This is a genomic window from Paenibacillus sp. FSL R7-0128, from assembly GCF_038002245.1.
GTDB classification, from domain to species: Bacteria; Bacillota; Bacilli; order Paenibacillales; family Paenibacillaceae; genus Paenibacillus_AQ; species Paenibacillus_AQ silagei.
This window is the reverse complement of the sequence record NZ_JBBOCD010000001.1, coordinates 7258159-7273227: the sequence shown is the minus strand read 5'-3', so window position 1 is coordinate 7273227 and position 15069 is coordinate 7258159. Positions and strand designations below refer to the sequence as shown.

Sequence of the window (15069 nt, the reverse complement as noted above, 5' to 3'; positions counted from 1 at the left end):
TGCGCAAGGCAAGTATCGTGTGAGTCGCAGCCTCTGCATGCCCGCCGGGGGTAACCAATCCGTCTTCGTCTGCCTCAGTATATGCCCGGTGGCGTAATTAGGTTAAAGCCCATAGCCATCAGATGAAGAGCTGGATATCGCTCTCCAGCGCATCCTTCAGATACGCGGCGGCATCGATAATCTCCACCTCGGGCAGCAGCTCCTCCGGCTTGAAGCCCATGATCTCCACCGAGAGCTTGCAGGCGTAGAACTTGATGTTCTTTTTGCGCGCGCCCTTCAGAAAATGTATAAGCTTCGGTGCTCCTTGATCCTCCATCATCTCCTCCAGCATCAGCTTGCCGAGCCCGCTGAAGTTCATCCGCGAGAGCGGAAGCTGCTCCGGTCCCTTGGGAGTAATGACATCCATCAGCTTCTCATAGATACTCTTATCCTCTAGCGTCATAGTCTCCGGGTCCCGGACGAGAAACAGCCCCCAGAACGAGAAGAACATCGTAACCTCCACCTCAATATCCCTGGCCGCATTCGCCAAAATCAGCCCGGCCATCGCCTTGTCATACTCCCCGCTGAACATCAGCAGATTCAGTTTTTTGCCCATTCATCAGCCCTCCATCGGTATCCATAGAATGTCATTAGTATGGTTAGGGAGAGGGAAAGTATGCCTGCTGCCCGGCCGGAAGACACAGAAAAGGCTCCCTGGCAGGAGCCTGAAACGTAAATATAAGCTGGTACAGCGGCGAATGCCGAATGTATGCGAAAAACAGCATACATTGTGCTCACATACCGCGTATGGCCGAATGTATGCGAAAAACAGCATACATTGTGTTCATATGCAGGCGTATGGCCAGAATGTATGTGGAAAACAGCATACATTGTGCTCACATAATCTACTGGATGCGGATAGAGAGGGGGGCGAATGGTGGACGGGTTACTCCACGTTGTCTCCAGTCAGCTATCCCCGCTCCACGCAGCAAACGCACCGTGTTCCTCACTACTCCTCTCCCTGCTCAGCCTCAGCCCGGCGGGCGTTGTCATAGCGGCGGGCGGACAGCCAGATGCTGCCGGTGAACAGGACGATCAGGCCGAGGATAATGCCGAAGCGCCAGTCTCCGGCCTTGAAGTTGAGCTGAAGGACGGTAAGCACCAGGGCGACCTGGGTCCAGACGAGGGTCCGTTTGCGGAAGGCGGTAATGTCTCCGGCCATCTTCGGCATGCCGCGGATAATCCGGTACGCCAGGAGGGCGAGGATCAGCGCAAACAGGGCGGTTCCGGCCATTTCGCCGGTAGTCAATCTATTCATGGTCTCAGAATCCTTTCGGGTTAACATCGGATGAAGCTAATTATAACGATCCCCATACCCGCGTGCAAAGCATCCGGACAGCTTCAGGAGAACAGCTTGCGGATCTCATCGGCAGGAAGCGGAGGGAAGAACAGGAATCCCTGAATATGCGGGCAATTATGCTGCACCAGGAAGGCCAGCTGCTCCTGCGTCTCGACCCCTTCGGCAATCAGGTCATAGCCAAGCTGGGAGGCGACGAAGACGATGGATTTGATGATGGTCTCATCTATGGAGCTGACGCCGATGCCTGTGATGAAGGTGCGGTCAATCTTGATTTTGTTCACGGGAAAATGCTTCAGGTAATTCAGCGACGAATATTTCGTACCGAAATCATCGATGGAGACGATGATCCCGTGATCGCGCATCTGCTGCAGCAGCGGATAATGCTCCTCTAGTAGTGCGGTGCTCTCGGTGATCTCGAATTCGAGCACACCGGTATCCAGCCCGTACTCGTCAAGCACGGCGAACAGATTCTCAATCAGGTTACGGTTGTAGAACCAGCTGTTGGAGATATTGATTGAGGTCCGCAGCAGCGGCATCCCCAGGCTGCGCCACTCGCAGAGCTGGCGGCACACCTCGCGCAGCACCCAATCGGTGAGCTGGATCATCAGTCCGGCTTCTTCAACGGCAGTGATGAACGTCCCTGGTCCAATCAGCCCCTTCTCGGGGTGATTCCAGCGGATCAGCGCCTCTATGCCGATCATTTCGCCTGTGATGGCGTTGATCTGGGGTTGATAATAAAGCACGAATTCTTCCCGTTCCAGGGCGGAGTGCAGATATTTGGCGATCATCGTCTTCTGCTCCAGCTTCTCGCGCAGCTCCCAGTCGAAGATGAAGTAATTGGTGTCCTCCTGCGACTTGGCCTGATACATCGACATATCGGCGAATTTCAGCAGATCGTCCGTATTCTGCGAATGCTCGGGGTACAGGGAGATGCCAATGCTGGTGGACAGGCTCAGATGCGCTCCCGAGATCAGGAGGGTCTGTGAGATCAGCGTGCTGATCCGCCCGGCGATCACAGGAATATCCGTGTGCGGCAGACCCGCGAAGATCATCACGAATTCATCTCCGCCGGTACGGGCGAACAGCTTGAAGGGCAGGCTCCCGGATTTGAGCCGTCCGGCCAGGGTCTTGATCACCTGATCCCCCGTAGAGTGGCCAAGCGTATCGTTGATCTCCTTGAACCGGTTCAGGTCGAAAAAGAATAAGCTATAGGTCTGTGTGGGCTCCGAGCTCTGCAGCAGACGCTCAAATTCGTCCATGAAGAACCGCCGGTTGGGGATCTCCGTCAGACTGTCGTAGTGCGCAAGCTTTTCATAGAGACGCTTGGAAATACGCAGGTCCCGGGTCCGGATGCTGACCACCCGTTCCAGCTCACGGTTGAAGCGGCTCTGATACCAGAAAATATATAGAATAAAGGCAATCACCAGCAGAAAAGCAATATCGATCCACAGTACGCTGAGCAGCACCTGCCATTTCTTATGCGGTTGCATGGAAGTACCCATCAGCCAGTGCTGATTATAGGTGTTCACGGGAACCGTAAGCTGCGGGTCCTTCGAATGGGCTTCATTGCCGAACAGGAAGGTATGATCCTTGGTGGTGACAGATATTTTGCTGTCCTTATATACAAGCTGGTTAACGATATTATCCATCTTTACGGTGACGGAGACGATGCCCTCCAGAGAGTTATCCTTATAGATGGCCTGCCGGATCACCATGCCATAGCCGCCCTGGGCAAGTGTGCGCGGACCGTCTATTGTAATGCTGCGGGAGCGGAGCGTTTCTTGGATCATGCCGGGAGAGGCCAGGGAGGAATCCAGCAGCAGGCTTCTGCCTAGCAGTGACGAATTACCTTCAAGCGGGTAGAGGTAGCGGATCAGACCATCCGGAGCGATCATGATATTCGTGACATTGCTGGTGTTCTTGGCGTGTGCGGTGACCAGGTAGCTCTGGATTAGTGCGGGATCGGCATCGAAGCCGACGGTTTGGATAAAGGAGCTGACCCCTTTCACAATGGCCACCCGCTCTTCGATGTTCGAGGCCAGCATGACCGCCTGTGAGGCCAGATCCGCCTTCTCGGCTCTATATTCCCGGGCCAGGGATACGGAATAATAATAGAACAGGCAGAGCTGCAGGATGATGATGAAGCCGATGATGATGCTTAAAGGCTTTTTACTAAGGAAAGCCATGGATTGCCCCCGATACCGGAAAAATAAAAGCCGCAGATGTCAAAGTGTATAATAAGCGGTTCCTAGACCGCAGGGAAATGTCGATAAATGTCGTTTGGGTCTCTATAGCATGTCATTATTATCGTGTTTGCGCAAGGGAATTCCTAACAAAACCCGCCTGAATCCAAAAACGGATAAACACCATCTGCATAAAAGGGCAGTAAGCATTTATCCGAGTCTTTGGAGAGAAGGGCATGGCCCTGCCCGGCTGGAAGGCCGGTGCTATTTTTTGAAGATGCCTAGCGGGGCACCAATCGGCAGGAAGGTACGTCCGAAGTGGGCGTTGAGCACAGATGCGCCGCAGCCGTAGAGCGATACGATACCGATAGCCATTTCCGATACGGCAGCCAGCTTGTGGAAGAATTCCGCAGCGACGCCGAAGGCATCCATCGAGAGTCCGAGGAACAGAAAGTCGATCAGGATGAAGATAATCAGCAGTACACGGTTTGCCTCAACAGCACCGAGCGTCATGAAGAGGGTGAACACAAGATATCCTGCAAAAACAAATCCCAGCTGCTTGGGGTCCACGCCCTCTGCCAGCACTGCACCGAATACACCGAGCTTGATCAGCCAGCTTGCCCCCATGCCGAACCAGAAGAACGCATAGGCGCCAAAGGCAGTCATGCCGAAGGTATTGTTGTGCTTGGCATCCTGGATGGATGCGAATAGCTGGGCGAAGGCTCCAAGGAAGATGGCCCATGGAATACAGTAGCTGAGACCTGTTGTAATTTCGAGCTTTTGTGAAGAAGCGACCAGGGTAACGATGGCTAGTCCGAATAAGCCGATGGCGCTGGGGTCGGCGGTAACGATTTTGACGGACTGTGCGGTGTGCGGTTGCGCTGACATAACAATGAAAGCCTCCAATTTTCATAAGTGTTCGCATAGGATAACAGCACCCTAAGTCGGGTGCTGTTATCAGCCTGCCTATCATATCATATCGCCAGTAGCTTGCCTATAAAAGAAGTCTCTTAACGGCCGGTGTAATAATTACCCTGCTCCAGAAAAGAATACAGTGCCTGGGCCTGAAGCGGCCTGCTGATATAGTAGCCCTGAAGCTCGTCGCTGCCCAGCTCCCGCAGCATATCGAATTGCTCTCTATGCTCAATGCCTTCCGAGACTACGCGCAGCCCCAGATTATGGCTCAGCTCGATAATCGCCTTGACGAGCACATCGCCCTGGGCCTCCCGTGACATCTCGGAGATGAAGGAGCGGTCAATCTTGATCACATCCACCGGGAAGCGGCGCAGATAGCTGAGGGAGGAGAAGCCGGTGCCGAAATCATCCAGCGAGATCCGGAACCCGTGGGCCCGAAGCTGCTGCAGCGACAGGAAGATGCCGTCCCCGGAGACGAGCACGCTCTCTGTGATCTCCAGCTCCAGGCTGGAAGCGGGCAGCTCATATTCATCGAGCAGCTCTAAGAGCAGCTCCAGCAGGCCCGGCTGCATGAGCTGCAGCGCGGAGATATTCACTGCGGCGGTGAGCTCAAGGCCCCGGCTGCGGAAATCGCGCATATCAGAGCAGACCTGGCGCAGCACCCAGCTGCCGATGCCAACAATGGAGCCGCTGCTCTCTGCCAGCGGGATGAATTCGGCCGGGGAGACGGGGCCATAGGCTGGGCTGTGCCAGCGCAGCAGGGCCTCCACCTTGGATACCTGCAGTTGTCCCGTGTTGAGAATCGGCTGGTAGTGCAGCTCGAACTCGTTCCCGGCGGCAGCGGAGAGGAGCTGCTGGGCTAGTACCTTTTTGCGCCGGATGCCTGCTTCCAGATCCTCTGAATACTGGAAAATGTTATTACGGCCGGTCTCCTTGACATGGAACATGGCCAGATCTGCCTGCTTGACCAGATAATCGGCGTCTTCCCCGTTCTGCGGATAAATACTGATGCCGATGCTGGCGGTATTATATAGAAGATGCCCCTTGATCCGATGCGGCATGGAGAGGGCTTCCTGAATCCGTGAGAGCTGCCGGGCAATGCTGCCTTCATCAGGCACATCATAGAGCAGAATGGTGAATTCATCTCCGCCGAGCCGGGAGACAACGTCATGCTTGCCGACAACCTGTGTGATGCGGAAGGCGGTCTCCTTCAGGATGGCATCTCCGAAGTCATGGCCGAGGGTATCGTTCACCGTCTTGAAATGATCCAGATCAATGAAGACCAGCACGATCTGCCGGTCACTTCCCTTAACGGCGGCAATCGCTTCATTCAATTTGTCAAAAAACAGCGAGCGGTTGGGCAGACGGGTCAGCGGGTCCAGCATCGATTGCTGCCGCAGCTCATCCTGGGTCTGCTCCAGCGAATCAATCATCCGATTGAATTCAACCTCCACTTCACTGAATTCATCCTTGCCTGAGCTGGGAATCCGGATGGAGAGATCCTTGCTGCTGCCGATCATTCGGATGTTGCGTACCAGAGTGGACATCCTTCTCAGAATGAACCGGTTCACGAAGAGGAGGCTGGCACCCAGCATTAGCAGAATGGAGATGAAATAGAACATACGGAAGGTGGAGAGCGACTTGAGCCCGCTGTTGTAGAACTGCCGCGGCTCCTTCAGGGTGAGGACCATCCCGGGATCTTCGAACAGGTCGTCCAGTATGGTATGGATGGACATCTGCCCGCCCCGGGCGGGGCTGGTCCAGACGCGTTCCCCTCCGCTGTCCGCAAGCAGCGGGGTAGTGAGACGCGACATCTCCATTGTGGACAGGGTATCCTCCCAGATCTGTGCGATTCCATCCTGGTGCAGCATCCGTCCGGCAATGGCCGTTCCGATGACCGGCTTGTTCTTGCTGCTGTTAAGAATAGGCGTAAGGGTAATTAGCATAGTCCCTTTATCCAGATTAACGAAGCCGCTCCGGCTCTTGCCGGGAGATCCCGGCACAGGCAGACGGCTTCGGATCAGCTTAATTAACGTCAGTTGCTCCTCAGTTAGCGGGGTGAATATTCCTGCCGGAAGGTCGTAGGAGCCGCCGTACAGTGGTTGTCCATCCAGATCAAGCAGGGCAATCATATCGAAATGATTCATTGGATAAGCAGCCGTACTGCCGGAGTCCGCAGAGCCGGTAGCCACTACGTTCTCTATGAAGCGGTAGGTTTCATCCCGGACGGCAACATCAAGGAGTCCCGTTCTCAGGTTGTCCAGCTCTTGATGATAAGCTGCGGTGGCCTTGCTCAGGTTGCGCTTCAGCTCTGCCTCGTCCAGCTTCTCGAAGCGGTTCAGCAGAAACACATGAAGCATCAGATAGGTGGAGCCAATGCCGAGGATAGCGACAAAACTAATGAAGATGATTATTTTTTTGCGGAGTTTCATCTGATCCCCTTCATTATTTAAGATTTAATAGGAAATAAGTACCATCGGTAATAGTGTACCACGATTAGGGAATATTTTGCAGCGTAAATCTGCCCGAAGTGTCGAATTTTGATGTATAATAATTTAATGATAATAATTATCAAATAATAATAAAAGGAGATTTTTCTTGGCATGCTGGAGAAGTGGACCTTATTTAAGAAAGCCTCACGGTTTGGAGTGATCCCCGTTATGCTCATACCGGTTGTCCTGGGAACAGCCGGGGCCTATGTATGGCAGGGAGTGTTCCATCCGTTTTTATTTGTAATAACGTTCATCGGAGCGGCTGCGGCCCATTTATTCTCCAATATGGTGAATGACCTCTGGGATTTCCGCAACGGCACGGATACAGAGGCGCAGCATACACCTGGAGCCATCTCTACGAACTCCGGGTTTCTGTCCGGGGGCGTCATGCGTGAGTCGCTGTTTGCCCTGCTGACCTGGGGGCTGCTGGCCGTTGCGGCTGGCTGCGGCCTGCTGCTCAGCCTGTACAGCGGCTGGGAAATTCTGTGGTTCGTGGCCGGAGGGGCGCTGATCGCCTATTTCTATGTGGCGCCGCCGCTGCGGTTCGGCTACCGGGGCAAGGGCTACAGCGAGCTTGCCATCTTCCTGGCTTTTGGACTCATGCCGGTGCTTGGCGCTTACTTCGTACAGACCGGAGCATTCAGCCTTAAGCCGGTGCTGTTATCGTTGCCGAGTGGCCTGCTCACAACCCTGCTGCTGTTCAATCATCACTTTCTGCACTGGAGAGCCGACCGGCAGGCCGGCAAACGCACACTGGTCGTGGTATGGGGGGAGCGCAGAGCGCTGATTTTCTCGCAGGTACTGCTCTACATCTCCTATGCTTCGCTGATTGTATGTGTGCTGCTTCATATCTTGCCGGTATACGCGCTGCTCGCTCTGCTTACAGCCATTGCCCCGATACGGATCTACCGCAGCCTCCGGCCGGAGAATCCTTCTGAAGCTTATCTGCCTCTTATGGGTGCCTCACAGCGCGCATCGGTACGCTGCGGAGGGGTCATGACAGCGGCGCTGCTGATCCAAGGTCTATTTTAACAATATAAGAAATAGATAGGCTACTACACTAAAGAAAGCGGGAGAATTCATGGACAAGCATCTGCCAGCGAACGAAGGTATGCCTGCAACACAGGGCAAGCAAACGGTAATTGGGGATTTCCATACCATTCTGGAGGAAGGGAAGGTCTGGCAGACGGGCGGCTTCAAGCTGCCGGACGGCTCGTTCTGGGCGTATCGTGAGCCGGAAGCAGTGGTAATTGTGCGTAATGAGTATCTGTATGTGCGGGCTCAGCTGAGCCGCCGACATGATCAGGTGCAGATTCTGGATAATGCCAAGCATATGTACTATTCGGCCCAGCCGGTAAAGATTCCGGAGGAAGGCGAAATCCGCTTCGAGCTCCAGATCCGCGCCCGCACACAGGGCACTGCACCAGGGGATCTGTATGACGGCTATGTGTCGCTGAATCTGCTGGACTTCACCACAGGCGCTGCGCTTGATTTCTTCGCCGGCAACGACAAATACGCCAGTGTGTACGGCATCCTTCCGTTCCCCGGGGTAACCGTACCCGAGACGGGAGGGACCAAATACTTCTGTATTTTCAAGGAGGATACGGACTTCAAGCCGCGCGAATTCAATACGTACACCATCACCTACCACCGGGGCAACAATGAGGCTGTCTTCTATGTGAATGGCAATGAGGTGCGGCGCGAGCGGAATGTGCCCGTGAAATTCAACAGCTTCACCATCGCGCTGGGCATTATGACGGAGAAGGACCTGACCCCGGAAGGCAGCGTGTCGGCGCACGGACAGACGGTTATCGCTGAATGGTCGCCGGTTACTATTACAACCACTGCACAATAACGTGCTCATATGACTGATAAGGATGAATGGCCGTGAATCTAAGAACTTTCTTCAAGTTTGTCGAGCTGCCGACGAAGGTGGCCAGTATGCTCCCGCTGCTGCTGGGAACGCTGTATGCCCTGTACCGGTTCGAGGACTTCTATATCCTGCGCTTCGTGTTGATGCTGGTATCCCTCTTAAGCTTTGATATGGCGACAACAGCGATCAACAACTACTATGATTTCAAAAAGGCCGCCAAAACCCATGGCTACGGGTATGAGACCCATAATCCGATTGTCCGCTTCAAGCTGAAGGAGTCTACGGTGGTGGCGCTGATCGTCATTCTCCTTGTGCTGGCGGCAGGCGGGGGCATTGCTCTGGTATTCCAGACCAGACTGCTGGTATTCTTGCTCGGGGGACTCTCCTTCCTGATCGGCATCCTGTACTCCTTCGGACCGATCCCCATCTCGCGGATGCCGCTCGGCGAGCTGTTCTCCGGGCTGTTCATGGGGTTCGTCATTATTTTCATCTCGGCCTATATTCATTCGGATCAGGCGGTGGTCACTCTGCTGCTGAAGGGCGAATGGATCAGCCTGCATATCAATTTCCTTGAGGTGCTGTATCTGTTCTGGTTCTCCGTCCCGGCCATTCTGGGCATTGCGGGAATTATGCTGGCGAACAATATCTGCGATATCGAGGATGATATCGAGAACCGCAGATACACGCTGCCGGTGTACATCGGACGGGAGAATGCGCTGCTGCTGTGGAAGCTGCTCTATTATGTGTCTTTTGCCGATCTGATTGTGCTGGTGCTGCTCGGGGTCCATCCGGTCCTGGTCCTGCTGCTCCTGCTGACCCTGATTCCGCTGCGCCGCAATATTGCACGCTTCTATCAGGAGCAGCATAAAGGCACGACCTTCATTCTGGCGGTGAAGAATTTCGTGCTGATGAGTGCGGCAAGAATCCTTGTGCTGGGTATAGCTGTTATATGGGTCACACTAAGATAAGGAAGGTGATAACTATGGCAGAGAAGCTTCGCTGGGGAATTATGGGCTGTGCGCAGATCGCCACAGGCTCGGTAATGCCGGCGATCCAGGAGTCCGAGACCGGAGTGATCCGGGCGGTGGCCAGCCGCGGACTCACGAAGAGCAGCAGCGTAGCCGCCGAATTCGGCATTGAGCAGGCTTACGGCAGCTATGAAGAGCTGCTTGCCGACCCGGAGGTGGATGCCGTCTACATTCCGCTTCCCAATCATCTCCACTGTGAATGGGTGATCCGCGCGGCTGAAGCGGGTAAGCATATCCTATGCGAGAAGCCGATTGCGCTCAACAGCCGTGAAGCGGCCGAGATGGTAGAGGCCTGCCGGAAGGCGGGCGTTCACCTGGCGGAGGCTTACATGTACCGGCATCATCCGCGCATCAATGAGCTGCAGGTGATTATCGCCAGCGGCGCGATCGGCGCGGTACGTACCATCCGCGGCACGTTCACCTACAACGATGCTACGGATACCTCCAACATCCGCTTCAACGCTGCCTGGGGAGGCGGATCGCTCTATGATGTCGGCTGCTACCCGCTCACGGCCGCGCGGCTGCTGTTCGGTACAGAGCCGGAGGCGGTAACCGTGCACGCGCTGTTCTCGCCGGAGCATGATGATGTAGATATGATGGCCTCCGGGCTGGTGGAGTTTCCCGGCGGGAAGAGCCTGATCTTCGACTGCGGGATGTGGGCGTACAACCGCCAGCTCCTGGAGGTGCTCGGTACGCAGGGACGGATCGAGATTCCGATGCCGTTCAATGCGAGATTCGATGATGCGGAGTTCTTCATATACGGCGGCGGAGAGCCCCGGCGTGTCGAAGCCGTCGGAGCCAATCCTTACGTCCAGCAGGCCGACCATTTCGCTACAGCAGTCTTCAGCGGCAAGCCCTGGATTGCGGAAGAGGACCCGGTGCAGAATATGAGGCTGATCGAGAGCTGTCTTACATCAGCCCGGAGGCGTGAGCGGATCAGCTTGACGTAATCATTTGTTCTATCTGTTAATAACGCCAAGCAGCGATTCTTCCGGTTATGGAGGAATCGCTGCTTTTTGGCGTCCTTATGCTTTTATAGAGGGAGCTTGCTTAGATTGGGTTCAGGAGGAGCTCATCATCCTCTTTATCCCCACGGTTGAAGGCTTCGCGGTCGAATTCGCCCTCTGAATTCGCCACCAGCAGGGCTGTTACGGTAGTCCCGGTAGCATTAACTGCGGTGCGGCCCATATCGATAAGGGCTTCCACCCCGGCAACGATGGCTATACCCTCAAGCGGCAAGCCTAGTGCTGTCAATACAACGGTGGTAGAGATTACAGCCGGTCCAGGCACTCCCGCTACCCCAATAGAGGAGATGATGCTAACCAATACCAGCGTGATATAGTCAGTTCCGGTAAGCTGAATCCCGTAGACCTGGGCGGTGAACACAGCCACAATGGCCGGCCATACGCCGCCGCAGCCATTGAAGTTGACGGATGCGCCGAGCGGAGCCACGAAGCTGGCAATGCGCGGTGAGACATGCAGCCGTTTCGTGATGACCTCCAGATTGATCGGCAAGGTGGCGTAGCTGCTTCTGGTAGTGAAGGCAACGGTCAGCATCGGATAGATTTTGCGGAAGAAGCGGATAGGGTTCACCTTGGCAACGAGCAGCACCAGCCCGCCGAAGATCAGGACAAAGTGCAGGATCAGTGCGGCATAAGAGGTTAGGATGACACTGCCCAGCTCCTGGAGGGTATCCCAGCCGTAGCGTGCCGTAATTCCGGCAATCAATGCGAATACGCCGTAAGGCGTCAGGCGGATGACGAATTTTACAACCTGGTGCAGCACTGTCGTCAAGGATTCAATAAGATCGCGGACAGGCTTCACAGCCTCCGGCTTTTTGGAGCCGACCTTAATAATGGCCACTGCCAGGAAGATGGCAAAAATCAGCAGAGGCACAACCTTGCCGGTAGCGGCTTCATTCACCGGGTTGGAAGGGACAAGGTCCAGGATCACCTGTGAGAAGGTGGGAATTTCACGGGCGGTGAAGTCCTCGGGAACGGTCTGCTGGATGCCTTTGCCCGGGTTAAACAGCAGAGCCACGGATAGGCCGATGATGGAGGCGATTCCGGTGGTGCCGAGGAACCAGGCGAAGGTTTTGATTCCGATTTTGCGCAGGTATTCCAGGTTAGTTAAGGAAGAGATGCTGTTCAATACCAGAATGAACACCAGAGGCACAACAAGCATACGGATCAGACTGACATAGATGCTGCCGAAGGTGCTGATGGCCTTAGTCTCCAACGTGAAATATTGAAAAAATATTCCTGCGATCAGTCCGATGCCCAGCCCTGCCAGAACACGGGTGCCGAAGCCGATTCTCTTGCGGGCCAGGAAATAAAGGATACCGAATACGATAATAGAGACCACAAAGCCATGCCAATTCGTCTCAATGGCGGTTAATAGATTGTTGTCGATATTATTCATGCTGCTCTAAAACCTCCTAATAATAGTTTTTTGGTCGGAATTATGGGTTTAAATGTATATGGTAATTTTATGAATGTCAATGTATAAATATGTTAATTTTCGTTTCCGGGTTGATGCAGAATTCCGGCTGCGATAAATCACAGGAATCAAGTGCTAAAATTTGCTAGAATAGGGTTAATGGTACTTTCTGTTGCTTGAAGGAAGAGTGTGCTTACCGAAGGGGGAGAGACGTCAATGGGCTTAGCTGAAGAGCCGGTGATTTCAATTGAGGGCTTGTGGATGAATTATAGTGACCGGATGGTGCTGCGGGGGATTGATCTGAAGGTATACCGCGGGCAGATTATCGGATATATCGGACCCAATGGGGCCGGTAAAAGCACGACAGTCAAGATTATGCTCGGTCTGGTGGAGGGTTATAACGGGACCATACGGATTTTTGGCAGGGATATCTCGGACGGGGATACGGCTTACAAAAAAAGAATCGGTTACGTGCCTGAGGTAGCAGAGCTGTATGACAGCCTGACAGCGCGGGAGTATCTGACCTTCACCGGTGAGCTGTATGGACTGAAGCAGGCGGATGCCGATGACAAGGCGCGGAAGCTGATGGGGCTGCTGGGAATGGAGAAGGCCTATGATATGCGGATTGCCTCCTACTCCAAGGGGATGAAGCAGAAGGTGCTGCTGATTGCCAGCATGCTGCATGACCCGGATATTCTGTTCCTGGATGAGCCGCTCAGCGGGCTGGATGCCAATAGTGTCATGGTGGTCAAGGAGATCTTCGCCACGCTTGCCGCCAGGGGCAAGACCATCTTTTATTCCTCGCATATTATGGATGTGGTCGAGAGAATCAGCAGCCGGATCATCCTGCTGGACGGAGGCGATATTGTCGCGGACGGAACCTTCACGCAGCTGCGGGAGCAGAGCCGGGAGGGGTCGCTGGAGGAGATTTTCAATCAGCTGACCGGGTTCGATCAATACAGGGATATTGCAAGCGAGTTCGTGGCTGTGATAGGCGAGGGTGCGGGGCATGAATGAATTCCTGATTCTGAAGCTGCTTGACCGGATACAGTGGATCTTTAAGGGCCTGGGAGCCGATTATGCGCTCATGCGCCGCATTCTTCAGGTCAAGCTGACGATGGATGGCAGACGGACACCTACCCTGTTCTCCGGGTCGCAGAATTCCAAGCTGGAGATGGAGGGCTCGTCCTTCAGAGTCCAGTGGCTCTATCTGCTGCTGGGGCTGATGCTGATCGCTATGGTCGCGCCCAGAGATCATCATATGCTGATGATGAGTCTGCTGTTCAGTATAGTGATGTTCCTGATCACCACGACGCTGATCTCCGACTTCTCGACGGTGATGCTGGATTTGCGGGATAAGAACATCCTCTTCTCCAAGCCGGTGGACCGCCGTACACTGAACATGGCCAAGAGCTTACATATTCTGATCTATCTGCTGACCTTAACGCTGACTTTCACCGGACCTTCGCTGTTATTCTCTTTATTCCGGCACGGGCCGGGCTTCTTCTTCGTGTACGCGGCTGAGATTCTGCTGATGGACGGCTTCATTCTGGTGTTCACTGCGCTAATCTATCTGCTGATCCTGAGGTTCTTTGACGGGGAAAAGCTCAAGGACATCATCAACTACGTTCAGATTGTCCTGTCTGTGGGGGTAACTGTCGGCGCGCAGCTGGTTAGCCGGATGTTCAATCTATCGGAGCTGGGGCTGGATTTCACTCCCGCCTGGTGGCATTTTCTGCTGGCTCCGGTCTGGTTCGGGGCGCCGTTCGAGCTGCTGGGCGGCGGAACAGGAAGCCGGTCCGTGATTATTCTGACAGTGCTCTCTGTGGTGGTGCCTGCCGTGATGTTCGCCGCCTACATCCGGCTGATGCCGGTATTTGAACGCAGCCTTCAGAAGCTGGCTGAGCATGGCGCAGAGGGCCGGGATAGCGGGCGGCTTGCCCGTGTGCTGTCGGAGACCGTGTGCCGGAACAAAGCGGAGGCCATGTTCTTCCGCTTCACCTGGTCGATGATGAAGAATGAACGCGAGTTCAAGCTCCGGGTATATCCGACCATCGGCTTCTCGCTGATCTTTCCCTTTATCTTCATCTTCAATCAGGTGTGGAGCGGCGATCTGGCCGGGATCAGAAGCTCCAAGTCCTTCCTGTTTATCTATTACAGCGCGCTGCTGCTGATGACAGTCGTGCAGATGGTCCGTTACTCGGCCAGCTATAAGGGGGCATGGATCTATCAGGTGATTCCTTTGCCGGGCAAGGGGCTGGTCTACCGGGGAATGCTGAAGGCAGCGGTCGTGAAGCTGCTGGTGCCGCTCTTTCTGCTGGAGGCGGCAGTGTTCACCGCTCTCTTGGGCTCCTGGATTATTGCAGATATGGCAGTCGTCCTGCTGGCTCTGCTGCTGTATGCCGTGATTTGCTTCCTTACGTTCCCGAAGGCACTCCCGTTCTCGGAGAAGTACGAGGCGGCGCAGCGGAAGGAATTCACCGGCAGTGCTTTTGTACAATTGTTCATTCTTGGGGGGCTGGCCGGAGTGCACTATGTCTTCACCCTGATTCCTGCAGGAATATACATCTACATGGTAATTCTGGTAGCTGCAAATGCCTGGGTCTGGCGCAGGGCCTTCCTGCCGGACACCTCCCGGGACAACGGATTTCCAACCCTTCGCGCAGGCGGCTGAGGACAAATATGGACAATTTTTGCCGGCGTTCAAAAAAGGGTCCAAGTTCCATTATTTACTTAGACAGCCCGGTGATTACAAGGTAAAATACAGCTAAAGTTAGTTTTCAGAGAATACCTGCAATCA

The 15069-nt window shown here is 54.4% G+C and carries 12 protein-coding genes; 6 read left to right on the top strand and 6 right to left on the bottom strand.

Annotated elements, in window-relative coordinates; genetic code table 11:
* Positions 1–118 precede the first annotated feature (118 nt).
* The 5 genes from NST26_RS31125 to NST26_RS31105 all read right to left on the bottom strand — a co-directional run bounded on the left by NST26_RS31125 (position 119) and on the right by NST26_RS31105 (position 6869).
* Positions 119–595, bottom strand: coding sequence for a DsrE/DsrF/DrsH-like family protein (locus NST26_RS31125; RefSeq protein ID WP_076080972.1), 477 nt, complete (start codon positions 593–595; stop codon positions 119–121).
* A gap of 393 nt (positions 596–988) precedes the next feature.
* Complete coding sequence (locus NST26_RS31120) at positions 989–1297, bottom strand: hypothetical protein (RefSeq protein WP_036728227.1); 309 nt, start codon at positions 1295–1297, stop codon at positions 989–991.
* A gap of 83 nt (positions 1298–1380) precedes the next feature.
* The gene (locus NST26_RS31115) at positions 1381–3525 is read right to left on the bottom strand and encodes a bifunctional diguanylate cyclase/phosphodiesterase (RefSeq protein ID WP_051478262.1); all 2145 of its coding nucleotides are present in this window, start codon (positions 3523–3525) and stop codon (positions 1381–1383) included.
* A 261-nt stretch (positions 3526–3786) separates the two neighbouring features.
* Positions 3787–4410: an acetate uptake transporter gene (locus tag NST26_RS31110; RefSeq protein WP_036692138.1), complete on the bottom strand. Its 624-nt coding sequence runs from the start codon at positions 4408–4410 to the stop codon at positions 3787–3789.
* A 122-nt stretch (positions 4411–4532) separates the two neighbouring features.
* Entirely contained in the window at positions 4533–6869 is a 2337-nt protein-coding gene (locus tag NST26_RS31105) for a bifunctional diguanylate cyclase/phosphodiesterase (RefSeq protein ID WP_340957454.1), read from the bottom strand.
* A 171-nt stretch (positions 6870–7040) separates the two neighbouring features.
* Here NST26_RS31105 and NST26_RS31100 point away from each other — a divergent pair, with 171 nt between their 5' ends.
* From NST26_RS31100 to NST26_RS31085, 4 genes are read left to right on the top strand one after another with little or no spacing between them, the layout of a single operon-like run.
* Positions 7041–7961, top strand: coding sequence for a prenyltransferase (locus NST26_RS31100; RefSeq protein ID WP_327196473.1), 921 nt, complete (start codon positions 7041–7043; stop codon positions 7959–7961).
* Between the two features lie 49 nt (positions 7962–8010).
* Entirely contained in the window at positions 8011–8784 is a 774-nt protein-coding gene (locus NST26_RS31095; protein ID WP_235191976.1) for a DUF6081 family protein, read from the top strand.
* Between the two features lie 32 nt (positions 8785–8816).
* Entirely contained in the window at positions 8817–9770 is a 954-nt protein-coding gene (locus NST26_RS31090; protein WP_036728342.1) for a 1,4-dihydroxy-2-naphthoate polyprenyltransferase, read from the top strand.
* Positions 9771–9784: 14 nt separating this feature from the next.
* The gene (locus NST26_RS31085) at positions 9785–10780 is read left to right on the top strand and encodes a Gfo/Idh/MocA family protein (RefSeq protein WP_340957457.1); all 996 of its coding nucleotides are present in this window, start codon (positions 9785–9787) and stop codon (positions 10778–10780) included.
* Between the two features lie 100 nt (positions 10781–10880).
* Here NST26_RS31085 and NST26_RS31080 read toward each other — a convergent pair whose 3' ends face one another.
* Positions 10881–12251 (bottom strand): dicarboxylate/amino acid:cation symporter, encoded by a 1371-nt coding sequence (locus NST26_RS31080; RefSeq protein WP_200869579.1) that lies wholly within the window; start codon positions 12249–12251, stop codon positions 10881–10883.
* Positions 12252–12485: 234 nt separating this feature from the next.
* Between NST26_RS31080 and NST26_RS31075 the strand changes: the two genes are divergently transcribed.
* The gene (locus NST26_RS31075; protein WP_340957460.1) at positions 12486–13286 is read left to right on the top strand and encodes an ABC transporter ATP-binding protein; all 801 of its coding nucleotides are present in this window, start codon (positions 12486–12488) and stop codon (positions 13284–13286) included.
* Entirely contained in the window at positions 13279–14943 is a 1665-nt protein-coding gene (locus NST26_RS31070; RefSeq protein ID WP_340980615.1) for a hypothetical protein, read from the top strand. The genes NST26_RS31075 and NST26_RS31070 overlap by 8 nt, the downstream gene beginning before the upstream one ends.
* Positions 14944–15069 lie beyond the last annotated feature (126 nt).

What these genes read in the sequence shown, in the direction of transcription:
- NST26_RS31125 (WP_076080972.1), bottom strand. Translation starts at nt 595, where the DNA reads ATGGGCAAAAAACTGAATCTGCTGATGTTCAGCGGGGAGTATGACAAG.
- NST26_RS31120 (WP_036728227.1), bottom strand. Translation starts at nt 1,297, where the DNA reads ATGAATAGATTGACTACCGGCGAAATGGCCGGAACCGCCCTGTTTGCG.
- NST26_RS31115 (WP_051478262.1), bottom strand. Translation starts at nt 3,525, where the DNA reads ATGGCTTTCCTTAGTAAAAAGCCTTTAAGCATCATCATCGGCTTCATC.
- NST26_RS31110 (WP_036692138.1), bottom strand. Translation starts at nt 4,410, where the DNA reads ATGTCAGCGCAACCGCACACCGCACAGTCCGTCAAAATCGTTACCGCC.
- NST26_RS31105 (WP_340957454.1), bottom strand. Translation starts at nt 6,869, where the DNA reads ATGAAACTCCGCAAAAAAATAATCATCTTCATTAGTTTTGTCGCTATC.
- NST26_RS31100 (WP_327196473.1), top strand. Translation starts at nt 7,041, where the DNA reads ATGCTGGAGAAGTGGACCTTATTTAAGAAAGCCTCACGGTTTGGAGTG.
- NST26_RS31095 (WP_235191976.1), top strand. Translation starts at nt 8,011, where the DNA reads ATGGACAAGCATCTGCCAGCGAACGAAGGTATGCCTGCAACACAGGGC.
- NST26_RS31085 (WP_340957457.1), top strand. Translation starts at nt 9,785, where the DNA reads ATGGCAGAGAAGCTTCGCTGGGGAATTATGGGCTGTGCGCAGATCGCC.
- NST26_RS31080 (WP_200869579.1), bottom strand. Translation starts at nt 12,251, where the DNA reads ATGAATAATATCGACAACAATCTATTAACCGCCATTGAGACGAATTGG.
- NST26_RS31075 (WP_340957460.1), top strand. Translation starts at nt 12,486, where the DNA reads ATGGGCTTAGCTGAAGAGCCGGTGATTTCAATTGAGGGCTTGTGGATG.
- NST26_RS31070 (WP_340980615.1), top strand. Translation starts at nt 13,279, where the DNA reads ATGAATGAATTCCTGATTCTGAAGCTGCTTGACCGGATACAGTGGATC.